Annotated in this window: 12 protein-coding genes; 11 read left to right on the top strand and 1 reads right to left on the bottom strand. The window is 67.1% G+C overall.

Going from position 1 to position 14,832, the window contains the following annotated elements; genetic code table 11:
* Positions 1-121: 121 nt before the first annotated feature.
* The 11 genes from motA to J7U46_RS12035 all read left to right on the top strand — a co-directional run bounded on the left by motA (position 122) and on the right by J7U46_RS12035 (position 12,968).
* Positions 122-979: a flagellar motor stator protein MotA gene (gene motA, locus J7U46_RS12085; protein WP_282826092.1), complete on the top strand. Its 858-nt coding sequence runs from the start codon at positions 122-124 to the stop codon at positions 977-979.
* Between the two features lie 11 nt (positions 980-990).
* A complete protein-coding gene (motB, locus tag J7U46_RS12080; protein WP_282826090.1) occupies positions 991-1,944 on the top strand; it encodes a flagellar motor protein MotB in 954 nt (317 codons plus the stop codon).
* A gap of 26 nt (positions 1,945-1,970) precedes the next feature.
* A complete protein-coding gene (gene cheY / locus J7U46_RS12075; RefSeq protein WP_282826079.1) occupies positions 1,971-2,363 on the top strand; it encodes a chemotaxis response regulator CheY in 393 nt (130 codons plus the stop codon).
* Positions 2,364-2,379: 16 nt separating this feature from the next.
* Positions 2,380-3,018 carry a protein phosphatase CheZ gene (locus J7U46_RS12070; protein ID WP_282826078.1) on the top strand — a complete coding sequence of 213 codons (639 nt, stop codon included), beginning with the start codon at positions 2,380-2,382 and terminating at the stop codon, positions 3,016-3,018.
* A 161-nt stretch (positions 3,019-3,179) separates the two neighbouring features.
* The gene (gene flhB, locus J7U46_RS12065) at positions 3,180-4,346 is read left to right on the top strand and encodes a flagellar biosynthesis protein FlhB (protein ID WP_282826076.1); all 1,167 of its coding nucleotides are present in this window, start codon (positions 3,180-3,182) and stop codon (positions 4,344-4,346) included.
* Positions 4,343-6,445 (top strand): flagellar biosynthesis protein FlhA, encoded by a 2,103-nt coding sequence (gene flhA, locus J7U46_RS12060; RefSeq protein ID WP_282826074.1) that lies wholly within the window; start codon positions 4,343-4,345, stop codon positions 6,443-6,445. The genes flhB and flhA overlap by 4 nt, the downstream gene beginning before the upstream one ends.
* On the top strand, positions 6,442-8,061 hold the full coding sequence (gene flhF, locus J7U46_RS12055) for a flagellar biosynthesis protein FlhF (RefSeq protein ID WP_282826072.1): 1,620 nt from the start codon (positions 6,442-6,444) through the stop codon (positions 8,059-8,061). Before flhA ends, flhF begins: the two co-directional genes overlap by 4 nt.
* An 11-nt stretch (positions 8,062-8,072) precedes the next feature.
* Positions 8,073-8,891 carry a flagellar biosynthesis protein gene (locus J7U46_RS12050; RefSeq protein ID WP_282826070.1) on the top strand — a complete coding sequence of 273 codons (819 nt, stop codon included), beginning with the start codon at positions 8,073-8,075 and terminating at the stop codon, positions 8,889-8,891.
* A gap of 17 nt (positions 8,892-8,908) precedes the next feature.
* Positions 8,909-9,622 (top strand): RNA polymerase sigma factor FliA, encoded by a 714-nt coding sequence (locus J7U46_RS12045; RefSeq protein ID WP_282826068.1) that lies wholly within the window; start codon positions 8,909-8,911, stop codon positions 9,620-9,622.
* A gap of 43 nt (positions 9,623-9,665) precedes the next feature.
* Complete coding sequence (locus J7U46_RS12040; protein ID WP_282826066.1) at positions 9,666-11,006, top strand: methyl-accepting chemotaxis protein; 1,341 nt, start codon at positions 9,666-9,668, stop codon at positions 11,004-11,006.
* 126 nt (positions 11,007-11,132) lie between these two features.
* A complete protein-coding gene (locus J7U46_RS12035) occupies positions 11,133-12,968 on the top strand; it encodes a methyl-accepting chemotaxis protein (protein WP_282826063.1) in 1,836 nt (611 codons plus the stop codon).
* A gap of 46 nt (positions 12,969-13,014) precedes the next feature.
* Here the strand turns inward: J7U46_RS12035 and J7U46_RS12030 are convergent, their stop codons facing one another.
* Positions 13,015-14,829 (bottom strand): GGDEF domain-containing protein, encoded by a 1,815-nt coding sequence (locus tag J7U46_RS12030; RefSeq protein WP_282826060.1) that lies wholly within the window; start codon positions 14,827-14,829, stop codon positions 13,015-13,017.
* Positions 14,830-14,832 lie beyond the last annotated feature (3 nt).

Here is a 14,832-nt window from a genome sequence, read left to right as displayed (position 1 = left end):
GGCGCCGTGGCGCAGCTGCCGATACTCAAGTCATGCAGCATTGCGCCGAAATGATCGCTAAGCCGGCGCAGCCCTTCGGGGCTGCGGCGTGTCTGAAGCTCCAGTTCAGGTTGAATCACACATGTTCGTAATCATCGGTTGGCTGGTGGCCATGGCCTGCATCTTCGGGGTGTTCATCGCCCACGGAGGCAATATCAGCGTCGTCCTGCATGCCCTGCCGTTCGAGATGACCACCATCTTCGGCGCGGCCATCGGCGGCATGCTGGCCACCAATCCGCCCAAGGTGATGAAGGCCACGATGAAGGGCCTCGGCACCTGCTTCAAGGGCGGCAAGTACAGCAAGGCCCGCTACATGGAGCTGCTGGCCCTGCTTTACGACATCCTGCAAAAGGCCCGCAAGGAGGGCCTGATGTCCATCGAAAAGGACGTCGAGGATCCGCACAGCTCGCCGCTGTTCCAGAAATACCCGGTGGTGGGCAACGACCACCACGTTGCCGAGTTCATCACCGACTACCTGCGCATGATGGTCTCGGGCAACCTGAACGCCCACGAGATCGAGTCCCTGATGGACAACGAGATCGACACCCACCACCATGAGGCCTTCCTGGCCGTGCAGGCGCTGCAGCGTCTGGCAGGCGGTCTGCCGGCTTTCGGCATCGTGGCCGCCGTGCTCGGTGTGGTGAACACCATGGGCTCGGTGGGCCAGCCCCCGGCCGTGCTGGGCGGCATGATTGGTTCCGCCCTGGTCGGCACCTTCCTCGGCATTCTGCTGGCCTATGCTTTTGCCGAGCCACTGGCCGGCCTGCTTGAGAGCAAGGTCGACGAGGACGGCAAGGAACTGCAGTGCATCAAGACCACGCTCTTGGCTTCGATGCAGGGCTACGCGCCGCAGGTCGCCATCGAGTTCGGCCGCAAGGTCTTGTACTCCACCGAGCGACCGACCTTCGCTGAGCTCGAGGCTCACGTTAAAAAGAAGTAAAAAGACAAGCCATGGCCGGCGACGCGAAAAAGCTCCAACCCATCATCATCAAGCGGGTGAAGAAGGGCGGCCATGCCGCCCATGGCGGCGCCTGGAAGATCGCCTATGCCGACTTCGTGACCGCCATGATGGCCTTCTTCCTGCTGATGTGGCTGCTGGGCTCCACCACCGAGGGCGACAAGAAGGGCATTGCCGACTACTTTCAGTCGCCGCTCAAGGTGGCCATGGCCGGCGGCTCGGGCTCGGGCGACGCCTCGCACGTGATCAAGGGTGGCGGCAAGGACCTCACCCGCCAATCCGGTCAGGTCAAGGAAGGCGATGTCGAGTCGCGCAAGTCCTCGTTCAACCTGCGCGCCCTCAAGGAAGAGCAGCGCCGGGCCGAGCGCACCCGGCTGCAGGAGCTCAAGGGCAAGGTCGAGGAGATCCTCAAGGAAAACGCCCGCCTGGCCAACCTTGGCGGCCAGATTCGCCTCGACATGACCAAGGATGGCCTGCGCATCCAGATCGTCGACGAGAACAACCGGCCGATGTTTGACAGCGGCAGCGCCGTGGTGAAGCCCTATATGCGCGACCTGCTGCGCGAGCTGGGCAATGTGCTGACCGAGGTGCCCAACCGCCTGACCATCGAGGGCCATACCGACGCCACGCCTTTCCCGGGCGGCGAAAAGGGCTACAGCAACTGGGAGCTCTCGGCCGACCGGGCCAATGCCTCGCGCCGCGAAATGGTGGCCGGCGGTCTGAGCGAGGAACGCATGCTGCGGGTGCAGGGCCTCGCCTCCAGCAAGCTGCTGGACAGCCAGGACCCCAAGAGCCCGTCCAATCGGCGCATCAGTATCATCGTGATGAACCGTGATGCAGAAGACGCGGTTTTGAAAAATCTTCCCGATATCGACGAGGAAAGTGCCCCGGCGCCCGGGCAAGCGAGTGAAAATGTTTCGACAAGTTCGGCGCCCAAGCCCCGATAAAGCCGCTATCCATTGCGAGGAATGCCATGAGCACTGAAATGAGATTCTTGGTCGTTGACGACTTCTCCACCATGCGCCGCATCGTGCGAGGCCTGCTGAAGGAGATCGGTTACAACAACTGCGAAGAAGCCGAAGACGGCGTCGAAGCGCTGAACATGCTCAAGCAATCGAAGTTCGACTTCGTCGTCAGCGACATCAACATGCCCAACATGACCGGCTTCGAGCTGCTCAAGGCCATCAAAGAAGATGCCAACCTGAAGCACCTGCCGGTGCTGATGGTCACGGCCGAAGCCCGCAAGGAAGACATCGTGCTGGCCGCCCAGAGTGGCGCCGCCGGCTACATCGTCAAGCCTTTCACCAAGGCGACGCTTGAGGAGAAGGTCCAGAAGATCATGCAGAAGCTGGCCGCCGCGGCTTGAGAAAGACGAGGCCACCATGCAACCCGCAGAGCAACTCGAAAAACTCGGCAGCGGTGCCGACTCGCTGATGGTGTCACCCGAGGTGTTCCAGCAACTGGGCACCATCACCCGGGTGCTGCACGACACCATGCAGCAACTGGGCGTGATGCCCAAGCTGCAAACCGCCACCGACGGCTTGCCCGACGCCCGCAGCCGCCTGACCTACATCGCCACCAAGACCGCCGATGCAGCCAACAAGGTGCTGAATTCGGTCGACCAGGCCAAGGCCGAGCACGCGCGCATCACGGTTGCCACCGAAGAAATGGCCAAGGCCATCATGGCCGACCCGGTCAAGGCCGTGGCCACCGGCGCGGTGTTCAACTTCGTCAAGCAGGTCGAGGCGTCCACCGGCCATATCGACCAGCACCTGACCGACATCATGATGGCCCAGGACTTCCACGACCTGACCGGCCAGGTGGTGGCCAAGGTCGTGACCCTGGCCAACGACCTGGAAGACAGCCTGGTGAAGCTGCTGGTGCAGGTGGTGCCGCCGGACCAGCGCGAGAAGGTCGACCCCAACATCCTGCAAGGCCCGGTGGTCAATCCGGAAGGCCGGACCGATGTGGTGACCAATCAGGGCGAGGTCGACGACCTGCTGGCCAGCCTGGGCTTCTAAGAAGCCGTCAGGTGCCAAGAAGGGGCTGCTGCCGTGAGGCCGCAGCCCTTTGCCTTGATACAGGCTCGAATGACAGGCCTGTTTGCCCGCTTTATCCGGCTTAAGTTCTGACCCCTCGCGTCCAACAATGACGGGACGGCGTTCCACGCCCCCTTCCCGCCATGGCCGACCAAGACGCACAGGACCGCAACTTACCCGCCTCAGCCAAGAAGATCGAGAGATCTCGGGCCGAAGGCCAGCTGCCGCGTTCCCGCGATCTGCCGCATTTCGCCATGCTGCTGGCGGCCGGCGCCATGCTCTCGGCCACGGCGCCGATGCTGAACGACTGGACGCAGCAACTGCTGCGCGATGGCCTGCGCTTCGACGCCCAGTTGCTCGCCAGCCCGGCCAGCATGGGCGAGCGGCTGTCGGAGATGACCGGCCGGCTGATGATGTTCGTGCTGCCCATGGGCCTCTTGATGACCCTGGTGGCCGTGGCGAGCAACATCGCCTCGGGCGGCTGGAACATGACCTTCAAGCCGCTGCAGCCCAAGTTCTCCAACCTCAATCCGCTGACCGGTTTTGCCCGGCTGTTCCAGTGGCAGGGCCTTGGCCAGGCGCTGAAGGCCGTGCTGCTGGCCCTGGTGCTGGCCAGCGTCGGTGCCCTGGTGCTGAAGAACCGCATGGCGGCCTTCGTCGGCATCATGTCGGTGCCGCTGCCCGCCGCGCTGGCTTATGCCGGCCAGCAGCTGATGTCGGGCCTGGCCATGCTGGGCCTGGCGCTCGCGCTGTTCGCCGTGATCGACGTGCCGCTGCAGCGCCACCTGTACCTCAAGCGCCTGAAGATGTCGCGCGAAGAGGCCAAGCAGGAAATGAAAGAGGTGGAAGGCAACCTCGAGATCAAGGCCAAGGTGCGCGCCCGCATGCGCGAAATGGCCAAGCGCCGCATGCTGGCCGCCGTGCCCACGGCCGACCTGGTGGTGATGAACCCGACCCACTATGCCGTGGCCTTGAAGTACGACGAGCGCAAGATGGGCGCGCCCTTCGTCGTGGCCAAGGGCGCCGACCTGCTGGCCATGAAGATCCGCGACCTGGCCAAGGACGCCAAGGTGCCGGTGCTGCAGTCGCCGGTGCTGGCCCGTGCCCTCTATGCCCATGCCGAGGTGGACCGCGAGATCCCGGCCGCCCTGTTCGCCGCCGTGGCGCAAGTGCTGGCCTATGTCTACCAGCTGCGCGCCGCCCTGGCCGGCCGGGGCCAGATGCCGGTGCAGCCGCAGCCGCCGGTACCGCCGGAGCTCGATCCACACAACAAGCCGCAGCCGCCGCAAGCCGGGGAGGATGAGCAATGAACCCGCTGATGCAACGCCTGCAAGCCGTCTTTGGCCCGCGTGCTGGCGTGCTCCAGGCGCTGGGCGCACCGCTGGCCGTGATGCTGGTGCTGGCAATGATGGTGTTGCCGCTGCCGCCGTTTGCCCTGGACCTGCTGTTCACCTTCAACATCGCCATGGCCGTCATGGTGATGATGGTGGCCTCGCACATGATCCGGCCGCTGGACTTCGCGGCCTTCCCGACCGTGCTGCTGCTCACCACGCTGATGCGGCTGTCGCTCAACGTGGCCTCGACCCGCGTGGTGCTGCTGCAGGGCCACACCGGCACCGGGGCGGCCGGCAAGGTCATCGAGTCCTTCGGGCACTTCCTGATCGGCGGCAACTTCGCCGTCGGTCTGATCGTCTTCGCCATCCTGGTGGTGATCAACTTCATCGTGGTCACCAAGGGTGCGGAGCGTATTGCTGAAGTGGGCGCCCGTTTCACCCTGGATGCGATGCCCGGCAAGCAGATGGCGGTGGACGCCGACCTGAACGCCGGCCTGATCGACGAGAAGGAAGCCAAGCGCCGCCGCGCCGAGCTCGGAGACGAAGCCGACTTCTTCGGCTCCATGGACGGTGCCAGCAAGTTCGTGCGCGGCGACGCCGTGGCCGGCATCCTGATCCTGGTGATCAACATCGTCGGCGGCTTCATCATCGGCGTGGCCCAGCATGGCCTCTCGGCCGGTCAGGCCGCCGACAGCTACATCCTGCTGGCCGTTGGTGACGCCCTGGTGGCCCAGGTGCCGGCGCTGCTGATCTCGGTCTCGGCCGCCATGGTGGTGTCGCGCGTCGGCAAGGACAAGGACATCGGCAGCCAGATCGGCAAGCAGGTCTTCGGCTCCAGCAAGGCCATGGCCATCACCTCGGGCGTGATCGGCGCGCTGGGCCTGATCCCGGGCATGCCGCATGTGGTCTTCCTGCTGATCTCGGCGGGCATTGGCTACCTGGCCTGGTGGCTGCGTGGCAAGCAGCAGGAGGCCGAGGCCGTGGCGGCCGAAGCGGCACGCACGAGTACCGTGGCTGCGGCCGCTGAACCGGGCGGCGAGGCCAGCTGGGACGACCTGGTACCGGTCGACGTGCTCGGGCTGGAGGTGGGCTACCGCCTGATCCAGCTGGTGGACAAGACCCGCGAGGGCGATCTGCTTTCGCGCATCAAGGGCGTGCGCCGCAAGTTCGCGCAGGAGGTCGGCTTCCTGCCGCCCTCGGTCCACATCCGCGACAACCTGGAGCTGCGGCCCAGCCAGTACCGGCTCTCGCTGCGCGGTGCCGTGGTCGGCGAGGCCGAGGCCTTCCCCGGCATGTGGCTGGCGATCAACCCGGGCCATGCGACACAGAAGCTGCTGGGCACGCAGACCACGGATCCCGCCTTCGGCCTGCCCGCCGTCTGGATCGACGAACGCCAGAAAGAGTCTGCCCAAATGGCCGGATTTACGGTCGTTGATTGTTCGACCGTGATTGCCACCCATCTTTCACACTTGATGCAAGTGCACGCGGCCAAGCTGCTGGGCCGCACCGAGACCCAGCAACTGGTTGAGCATCTGACCAAGCAAGCCCCCCAGTTGATCGAAGACGTGATTCCCAAGATGGTCGGCATCGCCACATTGCAACGAGTGCTCCAGCAATTGCTGGAGGAGGGCGTGCACATCCGCGACATGCGCTCCATCGTCGAGGCCATCGCCGAGAACGCCGCCCTCACCACCGACCCGATCGAGCTGGCCCGGCGCATCCGCGTCCACATCTCGCCGGCCATCGTCCAGCAGATCTATGGCCCCGTGAAGGAGCTGGACGTGATCGCGCTGGAGCCCGAGCTCGAGCGTCTGGTCACGCAAGCCCTGAACTCCCCGCATGGCGCGGCCCTGGACCCCGGCGTGGCCGACACGCTGGCGCGCAGCGCCGCCGAGACCATGTCCAGCCAGGAAGAGCGCGGCGTGCCCGCCTGCCTGCTGGTGCCCGACCTGATTCGCGCGCCCATGGCCCGGCTGCTGCGCCGCGCCGCGCCGCGCCTGAAGGTGCTGGGCCACAGCGAAATTCCTGAAACACACACGATCCGGATCGGCTCCATCATCGGAGGCACAGCATGAATGTGAAGCGCTTCACCGCCCGCACCTCCCGCGAGGCACTCGCCCTGGTCCGCCAGGCCTTTGGTGACGAGGCCGTCGTACTGTCCAACAAGCCTTGCGCCGCCGGCGTCGAGGTGCTGGCGATGGCACCCGAGGGCATGGCCCAGATCGAGAAGGCGGCAGCCAGCGCGCCGCGCGCCGAGCCGCGCTCCCCGAGCCGCGTGCAGGCCCGCCCGGCGGATCTGGCGCCCGCACGTTCCAGCTTGCGCGGCCGCACCGAGCCGAGCTTTGCCGCGAGCGCGGCTGAAGTCGGTGAAGACGTGCAGACGCTGGCGATGAGCACGCTGTCTTTCCAGGACTATGTGCGCGAGCGCATGCTCAAGCGCCGCCAGGCCGAACTCTCCGGCCAGCCCGACCCGCTGCTGCAGGCCCCGCCAACCCGCCCCGCCGCGCCTGAATTGCCCGACGACGTGACCTCGCTGCAGGCCGCCCGCCGCCAGCGCGCCGAGGCCGCGCTGCGGGCCATGCAGCCGCGCCAGACACCGGCGCCCGCACCCGAGCCTGCACCGCGCCGCATCACGCCGCCGGTGCTGCGCGACGAGATCCGCATCGACATGCCCTCCGTGCCCACACTGGCCGAGCGCGATGCCGGCCGTGGCCGCCGCGAGCAGCAGGACATGATGAACGAGCTGCGCTCGATGAAGGGCCTGATCGAGGAGCGCTTTGGCGCCCTGGCCTTCATGGAGAAGCTCCAGCGCCAGCCGGCCCAAGCCCAGCTGACGCAGAAGCTCTTGGAAGTCGGCTTCTCGCCGGCCCTGGTGCGCAAGCTGGTCGAGGGCCTGCCGGCCGACCACCACGGCCCGGATGAAACCGCCTGGGCCGCCAATGTGCTGTCGCGCAACCTGGTGACCGACGAAGCCGCGCCGCCGCTGGAAGAGCAGGGCGGTGTGTTTGCCCTGATCGGCTCCACCGGCGTGGGCAAGACCACGACCACGGCCAAGATCGCCGCCGCCTTTGCCACGCGCTTCGGCGCGGTCAACCTTGGCCTGATCACGCTGGACGCCTACCGCGTCGGCGCCCATGAGCAACTGCGCGCCTATGGCCGCATCCTCGGCGTGCCGGTCCACACGGCCCATGACCGCGCTTCGTTGGAAGACCTGCTCGAGCTGCTCGCCAGCAAGAAGATGGTGCTGATCGACACCGCCGGCATGGCCCAGCGCGACAGCCGCACGGCCGAGCTGCTGGACATGCTGACCCACCGCAGCATCCGCAAGCTGCTGGTCGTCAATGCGGCCCAGCAGGGCGAGACCATCGACGACGTGGTCACGGCCTGGCGCGGTGCCGATGCCTATGGCGTGCTGCTGTCCAAGATCGACGAGGCTGTGCGCCTCGCGCCGGCGCTGGACACCATGATCCGCCACAAGCTCAAGGTGGTCGCCGTCACGAATGGCCAGCGCGTGCCGGAAGACTGGCACCGCCTCTCCAGCCCGGCCTTGGTGCAGCGTGCCTTGCGCAGCGTGGCCACGCCGGCCTGGCGCATGGACGCCTCCGACGTCAACCTGATCTTCGCCGGTGGACCCGCGCTGTCCGCTGCTGCGAATCCGAATGTCCATGCCCAGCCGATGGGCAGCTTCTGAAGCAAGACACCATGATGCGCGATCGCCAGCAAGCCCTCAGCCCCGCACCGCTGGACCAGGCCGACGGCCTGCGCCGCCTGTTCGCCAGCTCGCGCATGCGCTTCGTACCGGTCTTGTCCAATCCCCATGTGGTCGGCTCCGGCGCCTTGCTGGAAGGCCTGTGCGCGGCCTTCGCTGAACTGGGCCTGCATACGCTGGTGGTCGATGCCGGCGAGCTTTCGCCACAGGCCAATGAGCTGGCGGCCATCGACCTCGCTGCCTGCGTGGAGCCGCTGTCAGCCCAGGTCTCCTACCTGGCGGCGCGCGGCCTGCCGATGCGCTACATCAACGCCCAGGGCTCGGCGGCCCAGTTCCTCGAGGCGGTGGCGGCGGCCTGCCCGCATGCCGACGTGGTGCTGGTGCACGCCAGCGCGGCTGAGCTGGCCCGCGTGGTCGCCACCCGCGAGCTGCGCCCTGTGCTGCTGGCCGACACCGACCCGCGCAGCGTCACCCATGCCTACAGCGGCATGAAATGGCTGGCCCAGCGCGCCGGCCTGATGGTTTACAGCCTGCTGCTGGCCAGCCCGCCCCGGCTGCGCCTCTCGGAGCGCATTGCCCAGCAAATCAGCTCCTGCGCCGATGGCTTCCTCGGCGCCGTGCTGCGCGACTGGGCCTGCCTGGACCCCAAGCAGCCGGCCAGTGTGCCAATGTCCTCGGAAATGCGATTTCTGGCCCGCGAGCTCTTGATCGCGGCGCCGCCCGGAGCGATGCTTGAGGCCTCGGCAGACGCCGCGCCCCTGCGCCCCGTTGCCCGACAATCGCAGCAAGCGGCCACGCTGGCTGCGCTGTGAAATCGCAGGAGACAAGGATGTACACCGCCAAAGGTCGGCTCGAGACCTCTGCGATGCTCAAGCAGTACAGCCCGCTGGTGCGCCGCCTGGCCCACCAGATGATTGCCAAGCTGCCTGCCAACGTCGAGCTCGACGATTTGATCCAGGTCGGCCTGATCGGCCTGACCGATGCGCTGTCGCGCTTCGACACCGCCCAGGGCGTGCAATTCGAGACCTTCGCCACCCAGCGCATCCGCGGCGCCATGCTGGACGAACTTCGCGGCGGCGACTGGATGAGCCGCGGCACGCGCCGCCAGCAGCGTTCCATCGAGACGGCGGTGCACAAGGTTGAGCAGCGCCTCGGCCGCGCCCCGCATGAGAGCGAAATCGCCGCCGAGATGGGCTTGAGCCTCGCCGAGTACCAGGAGTTGCTCGGCAAGGTGCGCGGCACCCAGCTGGTCTACCTGGAAGACATGTCGGGCGATGACGGCGATGACGACTACCTCGACCGCCATGTCGCCGATGCCGCTGCCAACCCCATGGCCATGCTGCAGGACCACCGCATGCGCGAGGCCCTGGTGGTGGCGATCAAGAACCTGCCCGAGCGCGAGGGCTATGTCATGTCCATGTACTACGAACATGACATGAACCTGAAAGAGATCGCCGCCGTGCTGAAGGTGACCGAATCGCGTGTCTGCCAGCTACACAGCCAGGCAATCGCCCGCTTGCGAGTGAAGTTGCGCGACTGGTAATCTGCCCCGGCCGCGGTCGCCAAGAGCCGTGTGGGGGACATCGATGTTCAGCAAGCGCAGCAGCGCAGCGCCGGCGCCCGGTCGGCACGAGCCGGCCGGCTCCAATCCGCTCGACACCATCAAGACGCTGTCTCGGACGGTCTCCACCGTCGGCCGCGATGCCGCCGAGGTGCGCGGCGTGCTCGAAGACACCAAGAAGGCCGTGCAATCGCAGGGCGAGACCATGGCGGCCCTGGCCGGTGAGCTCGGCCAGGTGCAGCGTTCGCAGGCGGCCATCACCCAGTCGACGCAGCAGACCCGCGAGGCCGTCGAGCGCTCGCGCGGGGCGCTGGCTCGCATCGACGGCGAGGTCGGCGGCATCGTGCAGAACCTCAAGCAGGTCGAGGACGCCGCCAGCCAGATCACCAAGATCGCCTTGCAGACGCGCCTCGTGGCCTTCAATGCCTCGGTCGAGGCCAAGCGGGCTGGTGAGGCCGGACGCGGCTTCGGCGTGGTGGCCGACGCGGTGAAGGACCTGGCGGCCCAGGTCGAATCCTCGGCCAAGGCCATCATGAGCACGGTCACGACGCTGGACTCGCGCATCGAGGCCTTCAGCCGCGAGCTGCGCAGCGAGGGCGCGGCGGCCCAGCAGCGCGGTGGCATCCATGCGGCCTTTGCTGAGATGGAGCAGGACGTGGCGGCCATCGACCAGTCGGCCCAGGCCAGTCAGGCCACGATGCAGGCCCTGGCCGCTCGCATAGAAAGCGCCGGTACGGCCGCGCGCCGCGTGATGGTCGACCTGGATCTGGCCTTCGCCTGCAGCGACCGATTCCTGAGCGTCTCCGAAACCCTGATCGAGCAGATCGCGCAAAGCGGCGTCGAGGTCGAGGACTCGCCCTTCATCCGCGCGGCCCAGGAGGCGGCGGCCGAGATCTCGGCACTGCTGGAGCAGGCGCTGGCCAGCGGCCGCATCCGCAGCGACCAGCTGTTCGACAGCAACTACCGGCCCATCCCGGGCAGCAACCCGGCACAGGTGCTGACCGCCTTCGTGGAGCTGGCCGACCAGCTCTTTCCGGCCGTGCAGGAGCGCATGCTGCAACTCAGCGACAAGGTGGTGTTCTGCATCGCAGTGGACCGCAACGGCTATGTCGCCACGCACAACCGCCAGTACTGCCAGCCGCAACGCGCTGGCGACGTGGTCTGGAACACGGCCAACAGCCGCTACCGCCGCGTCTTCAACGACCGCACCGGCCTCGCCTCGGCCCGCAACGAGAAGCCCTTTCTGCTGCAAACCTACCGCCGCGACATGGGCGGCGGCAAGTTCGTGCTGCTGAAGGAGGCCAGCGCGCCCATCGAGGTGCAGGGCCGGCATTGGGGCGGGCTGCGCCTCGCGTTCAAGTTCTGAAGGCATCCCCACGCGAGTGACCCGAGCAAAGTCAATACACCCGTTGTAAAGCGCTTGCCGGTCGCCGGGGCCGTCCCTACAGTCGGTAACGGAGTCTTGAGTCTCAAAAGAGAAAGAAGGTCATTCATGGACACGATCAAGAACCTGCGCGTTGGGACGCGGCTGGCCCTGGCATTCGGCCTGGTGCTGCTGCTCTTGCTGGTCATGGCGGGCGTCGGCGCGAGACAGGCTGGCGCGATCAATGCCTATGCCGAGTTCTATCCTGAGAACGTGCTGCCTTCGCTGAAGGTGATCTACCGCATCGAGCAGACGGTTTCGGACGCTCGCCGACTCGAAGGCCAGTACCTGCTGACAGACGATATGGCCGAGCGCAAGTCGCTGGCAGAGCGACTGGCCAAGACCAAGACGGACCTGTCCAAGCTGCTGAAGGACTACGAGCCGCTGGTGGCGGACTCCGAGGACAAGGGCTTCATGCTCAAGGTGGGTGAACAGGGCAGCGCCTATTTCGCCGTCCAGGCCAAGGTGATTCAGGCGGCCGACCAAGGCGCCTCCGATCCCAGCCAAGCCACGCAAGCGCGGACGCTGACCTTCGGCCCCGGCCGTGCAGCCTTCAGCCCGCTTCGTGAATCCATCAGCAAATGGTGGGAATACAACGAGAAGCTGGCCGCCGCCACCACCGAGGCCGCGCAAGCCTCCTACAAGCGCGTGCTCTGGACCTTCGCCCTCGTCTCGCTGGGAGCTCTGGCCCTCGGCATTGCGGCGGCCTGGATGATCACCGGCTCCATCACCGGTCCGGTGGCTCGCGCCATCGAGGCGGTGCGCACCGTGGCTGGCGGCGACCTATCGCAGCGTCTGCACAGCAGCAGCCGTGACGAGCTGGGTCAGCTGATCAGCACGCTGGACGAGATGACGGTCAACCTCTCGCGCATGGTGACCGAGGTGCGTGATGGCAGCAGCCAGATCAACCTGGCGGCTGCCGAGATTGCGCAGGGCAATGGCGACCTGTCGGCGCGCACCGAGAGCCAGGCCTCCAACCTCGAAGAGACGGCGGCCTCGGTCGAGCAGATGACGGCCCAGATCAAGGGCAATGCCGACAACGCCCGTCAGGCCGACCAACTGGCCAACCATGCCTCCGAGGTGGCCCAGTCCAGCGGCCAGGCCGTGGGCAAAGTGGTGACCACGATGGACGAGATCTCGGCCTCCAGCCGCAAGATCAGCGACATCATCGGCGTGATCGACGGCATCGCCTTCCAGACCAATATCCTCGCCCTGAATGCGGCGGTGGAAGCCGCGCGTGCCGGTGAGCAGGGGCGTGGCTTTGCGGTGGTGGCGAGCGAGGTGCGTTCGCTGGCCCAGCGCAGCGCCGAGGCGGCCAAGGAGATCAAGACCCTGATCGGCGACAGCGTGGCCAAGGTCGAGAGCGGTAGCAGCCTGGTGCATGGCGCGCGCGAGACCATAGAGCAACTGGTCAACGAGGTGCGCAAGGTCACCGACCTGGTCGGCGAGATCATGGTCTCGAGCCGCGAGCAGGCCGAGGGCGTCACCCAGATCAATGTGGCGGTCAGCCAGCTCGACCAGGCCACGCAGCAGAATGCCGCGCTGGTTGAGCAGACGGCGGCCGCGGCCGAGAGCATGCGCCAGCAGACCGACAAGCTGTCACAGACGGTGTCGGCCTTCAAGGTCAGCGATCAGGGGCACGGTGCGCGCAGTCCCGCCTTCCGGGCGCCCGCTCAAGCTGCCGTGGTACGCAAGCCGGCTGCCTCAGGCATCAGCAAGCCGGCGGACGCCAGCCCGGCCAAGCCGGTGAGCAAGCCTATGGCCAAGCCGGTGACGGCGACTGCGGCGACGACCAAGGTGGCAAGCCCGACTGCAGCCAAGCCGGCACCGCTGCTCAGGCCCGCGGCTGCTGCGGCTGCGCCCGCTGCCGCGTCGGCCGCCGACGGCGATTGGGAGACGTTCTGATCGGGAGCATGGCCTGCGCCTGAGCAGCGCTGGAGGGGAGGGCTGGCTACTCGGCCACGCAGGCGCGGTTCTTGCCCGTGTGCTTGGCCTGGTAGAGCGCCTCGTCGGCGCGGTCCAGCGCCGACTCCAGCGTCTCGCCCTGGCGGTACAAGGTGACGCCGGCCGAGAAGGTGACGAAGACCTGCTGGCCCTCGTGCATGAAGAGGCTAGCTGACAGTGAACGCTGCAGCCGCGTGAGCACCTGCACTGCCTCGTCGATGGGGGTGCGTGGCAGCAGCAGCACGAACTCCTCGCCGCCGTAGCGCGCCACCAGGTCGCCGGGGCGGAGCAACTCGGTGCAGCGGGCTGCGAGCGAGACCAGGGCCTGGTCGCCAGCGGCGTGGCCCAGCGTGTCGTTCAGCTTCTTGAAGTTGTCGATGTCGAGCAGAGCCAGCGAGAGCTGCGTGCCCTCGCGTTCGAACTTGGCCTGCTCGGTGGTGAAGGTGGCGATCAGGCCGCGGCGGTTGGCGATCTTGGTGAGCTGGTCGGTCTGCACCTCGGCCGAAAGCCGGCGCAGCTCGTCTTCCAGCGCATCGACCTTCTTGCTCAGCTCGGTGGCCCGCGAGTGTTCGTCGCTCAAGCGGCCCTGCGTCTGCTTGACCAGGGCCTGGACCGTGCGGCTCTCCTCGACCATCTCGCGCACCACGCCGGTCAGGCTTTCCAGTGAATCGGCCTTCTCGATGACCTCGGCATAGCGGCCCACGCTGTCCTGGAAGCGGTCGGTGTGCTGGCCCAGTTCGCCGAGCTCGGCCAGCATCTTGTGGATCAGGGTCTTCAGCGAATCGCGGGCCTTGCTGCGCTCCTCGCGTATCGTCTTCTGGCGCTCGCGCGTGCCTGTGAGCAGCTCGCCCACCGAGCGCACGCCGCGCGCCGACAAGCCCAGCGCCAGCTGGTTGTTCATGGCCTCGCACTGGCCTTGCGCCCAGGAATCATCCTCGGCCAGCTCGGCCAGGCTGGCGGTGAGCTCGCGCACCAGGCCACCGAGTTCGCCGAACAGATGGGCGCGGTGGTCCAGCATCAGGCGGGCGCGCTGGCACAGCGATTCGATGGCCTGCGCCTCCGCCTCGTCCACGGCGCGGCCCTGCAGCCGGGCATGGGCGCGGTCCAGCTCGGACATCAAGAGCTGGGCGCGTTCATCCTCGGCACGCAGCGCATGCTGGACCGTGCCATGCAGGCTGCCGGCCACATCGGGCCAGCGGCCGGGGGAGCCGGCCGGCAGCAGCGTCTCCAGGCCACCGCTGGCGGTGGCCAGCGCCGTGTCCTGCTGCATCTCGTCTTCGGTGAAGAACTGGCTGGGAGTGCCGCCCTCGCTGTCGTCGCCGGCCGTGTCGACCGAGCCGCCGTTGGCATCGCTGTCCCAGCTGGAGACCAGCTGGCGCAAGCGTGCGAGCAGGCGCTGGAAATCGCTGCGGTTGCTCTCCAGCACGCGCTGCAGGCCGTCTTTCTTGCGCGCCACGGTCCAGGACTTGCCGCCGCGCTCCAGGCCGCGCACCAGGCGCTCCAGCAGGATGGCCAGCGACTCGGCCTGCGCACCGGGGTTCTCGCTCTGCGCGAGTTTCTCCAGGCGGCGCAGCGCATCGTCCCAACGGCCTTCGCGGGTGGCGGTGCCGATCTCGAGCCGCGCCTGGGTCTCCTGCACGCCCTGGGTCAGCAGGCGCGCGATCAGCCGCTCGGCCTTCTCGGGCAGGGCCTCGGCGGCTGCGCCGGCTTCACCGGATTCGGCCGCATAGGCGCGGGCGTAGTTCTCGGGCGTGGGTTCCAGTTTGTCCAGCGCCAGCTGGCGCAAGGCGGCCTTGGCAATCTGAGCCGGGGCTTGTTTCATGCG

It is taken from the genome of Pelomonas sp. V22, from assembly GCF_030014915.1.
In the GTDB taxonomy this organism is placed as follows: domain Bacteria; phylum Pseudomonadota; class Gammaproteobacteria; order Burkholderiales; family Burkholderiaceae_C; genus JAUASW01.
Note: the sequence above shows the minus strand (reverse complement) of the source record. Positions and strands in the feature narration are given on the sequence as shown.

What these genes read in the sequence shown, in the direction of transcription:
- motA (WP_282826092.1), top strand. Translation starts at nt 122, where the DNA reads ATGTTCGTAATCATCGGTTGGCTGGTGGCCATGGCCTGCATCTTCGGG.
- motB (WP_282826090.1), top strand. Translation starts at nt 991, where the DNA reads ATGGCCGGCGACGCGAAAAAGCTCCAACCCATCATCATCAAGCGGGTG.
- cheY (WP_282826079.1), top strand. Translation starts at nt 1,971, where the DNA reads ATGAGCACTGAAATGAGATTCTTGGTCGTTGACGACTTCTCCACCATG.
- J7U46_RS12070 (WP_282826078.1), top strand. Translation starts at nt 2,380, where the DNA reads ATGCAACCCGCAGAGCAACTCGAAAAACTCGGCAGCGGTGCCGACTCG.
- flhB (WP_282826076.1), top strand. Translation starts at nt 3,180, where the DNA reads ATGGCCGACCAAGACGCACAGGACCGCAACTTACCCGCCTCAGCCAAG.
- flhA (WP_282826074.1), top strand. Translation starts at nt 4,343, where the DNA reads ATGAACCCGCTGATGCAACGCCTGCAAGCCGTCTTTGGCCCGCGTGCT.
- flhF (WP_282826072.1), top strand. Translation starts at nt 6,442, where the DNA reads ATGAATGTGAAGCGCTTCACCGCCCGCACCTCCCGCGAGGCACTCGCC.
- J7U46_RS12050 (WP_282826070.1), top strand. Translation starts at nt 8,073, where the DNA reads ATGATGCGCGATCGCCAGCAAGCCCTCAGCCCCGCACCGCTGGACCAG.
- J7U46_RS12045 (WP_282826068.1), top strand. Translation starts at nt 8,909, where the DNA reads ATGTACACCGCCAAAGGTCGGCTCGAGACCTCTGCGATGCTCAAGCAG.
- J7U46_RS12040 (WP_282826066.1), top strand. Translation starts at nt 9,666, where the DNA reads ATGTTCAGCAAGCGCAGCAGCGCAGCGCCGGCGCCCGGTCGGCACGAG.
- J7U46_RS12035 (WP_282826063.1), top strand. Translation starts at nt 11,133, where the DNA reads ATGGACACGATCAAGAACCTGCGCGTTGGGACGCGGCTGGCCCTGGCA.
- J7U46_RS12030 (WP_282826060.1), bottom strand. Translation starts at nt 14,829, where the DNA reads ATGAAACAAGCCCCGGCTCAGATTGCCAAGGCCGCCTTGCGCCAGCTG.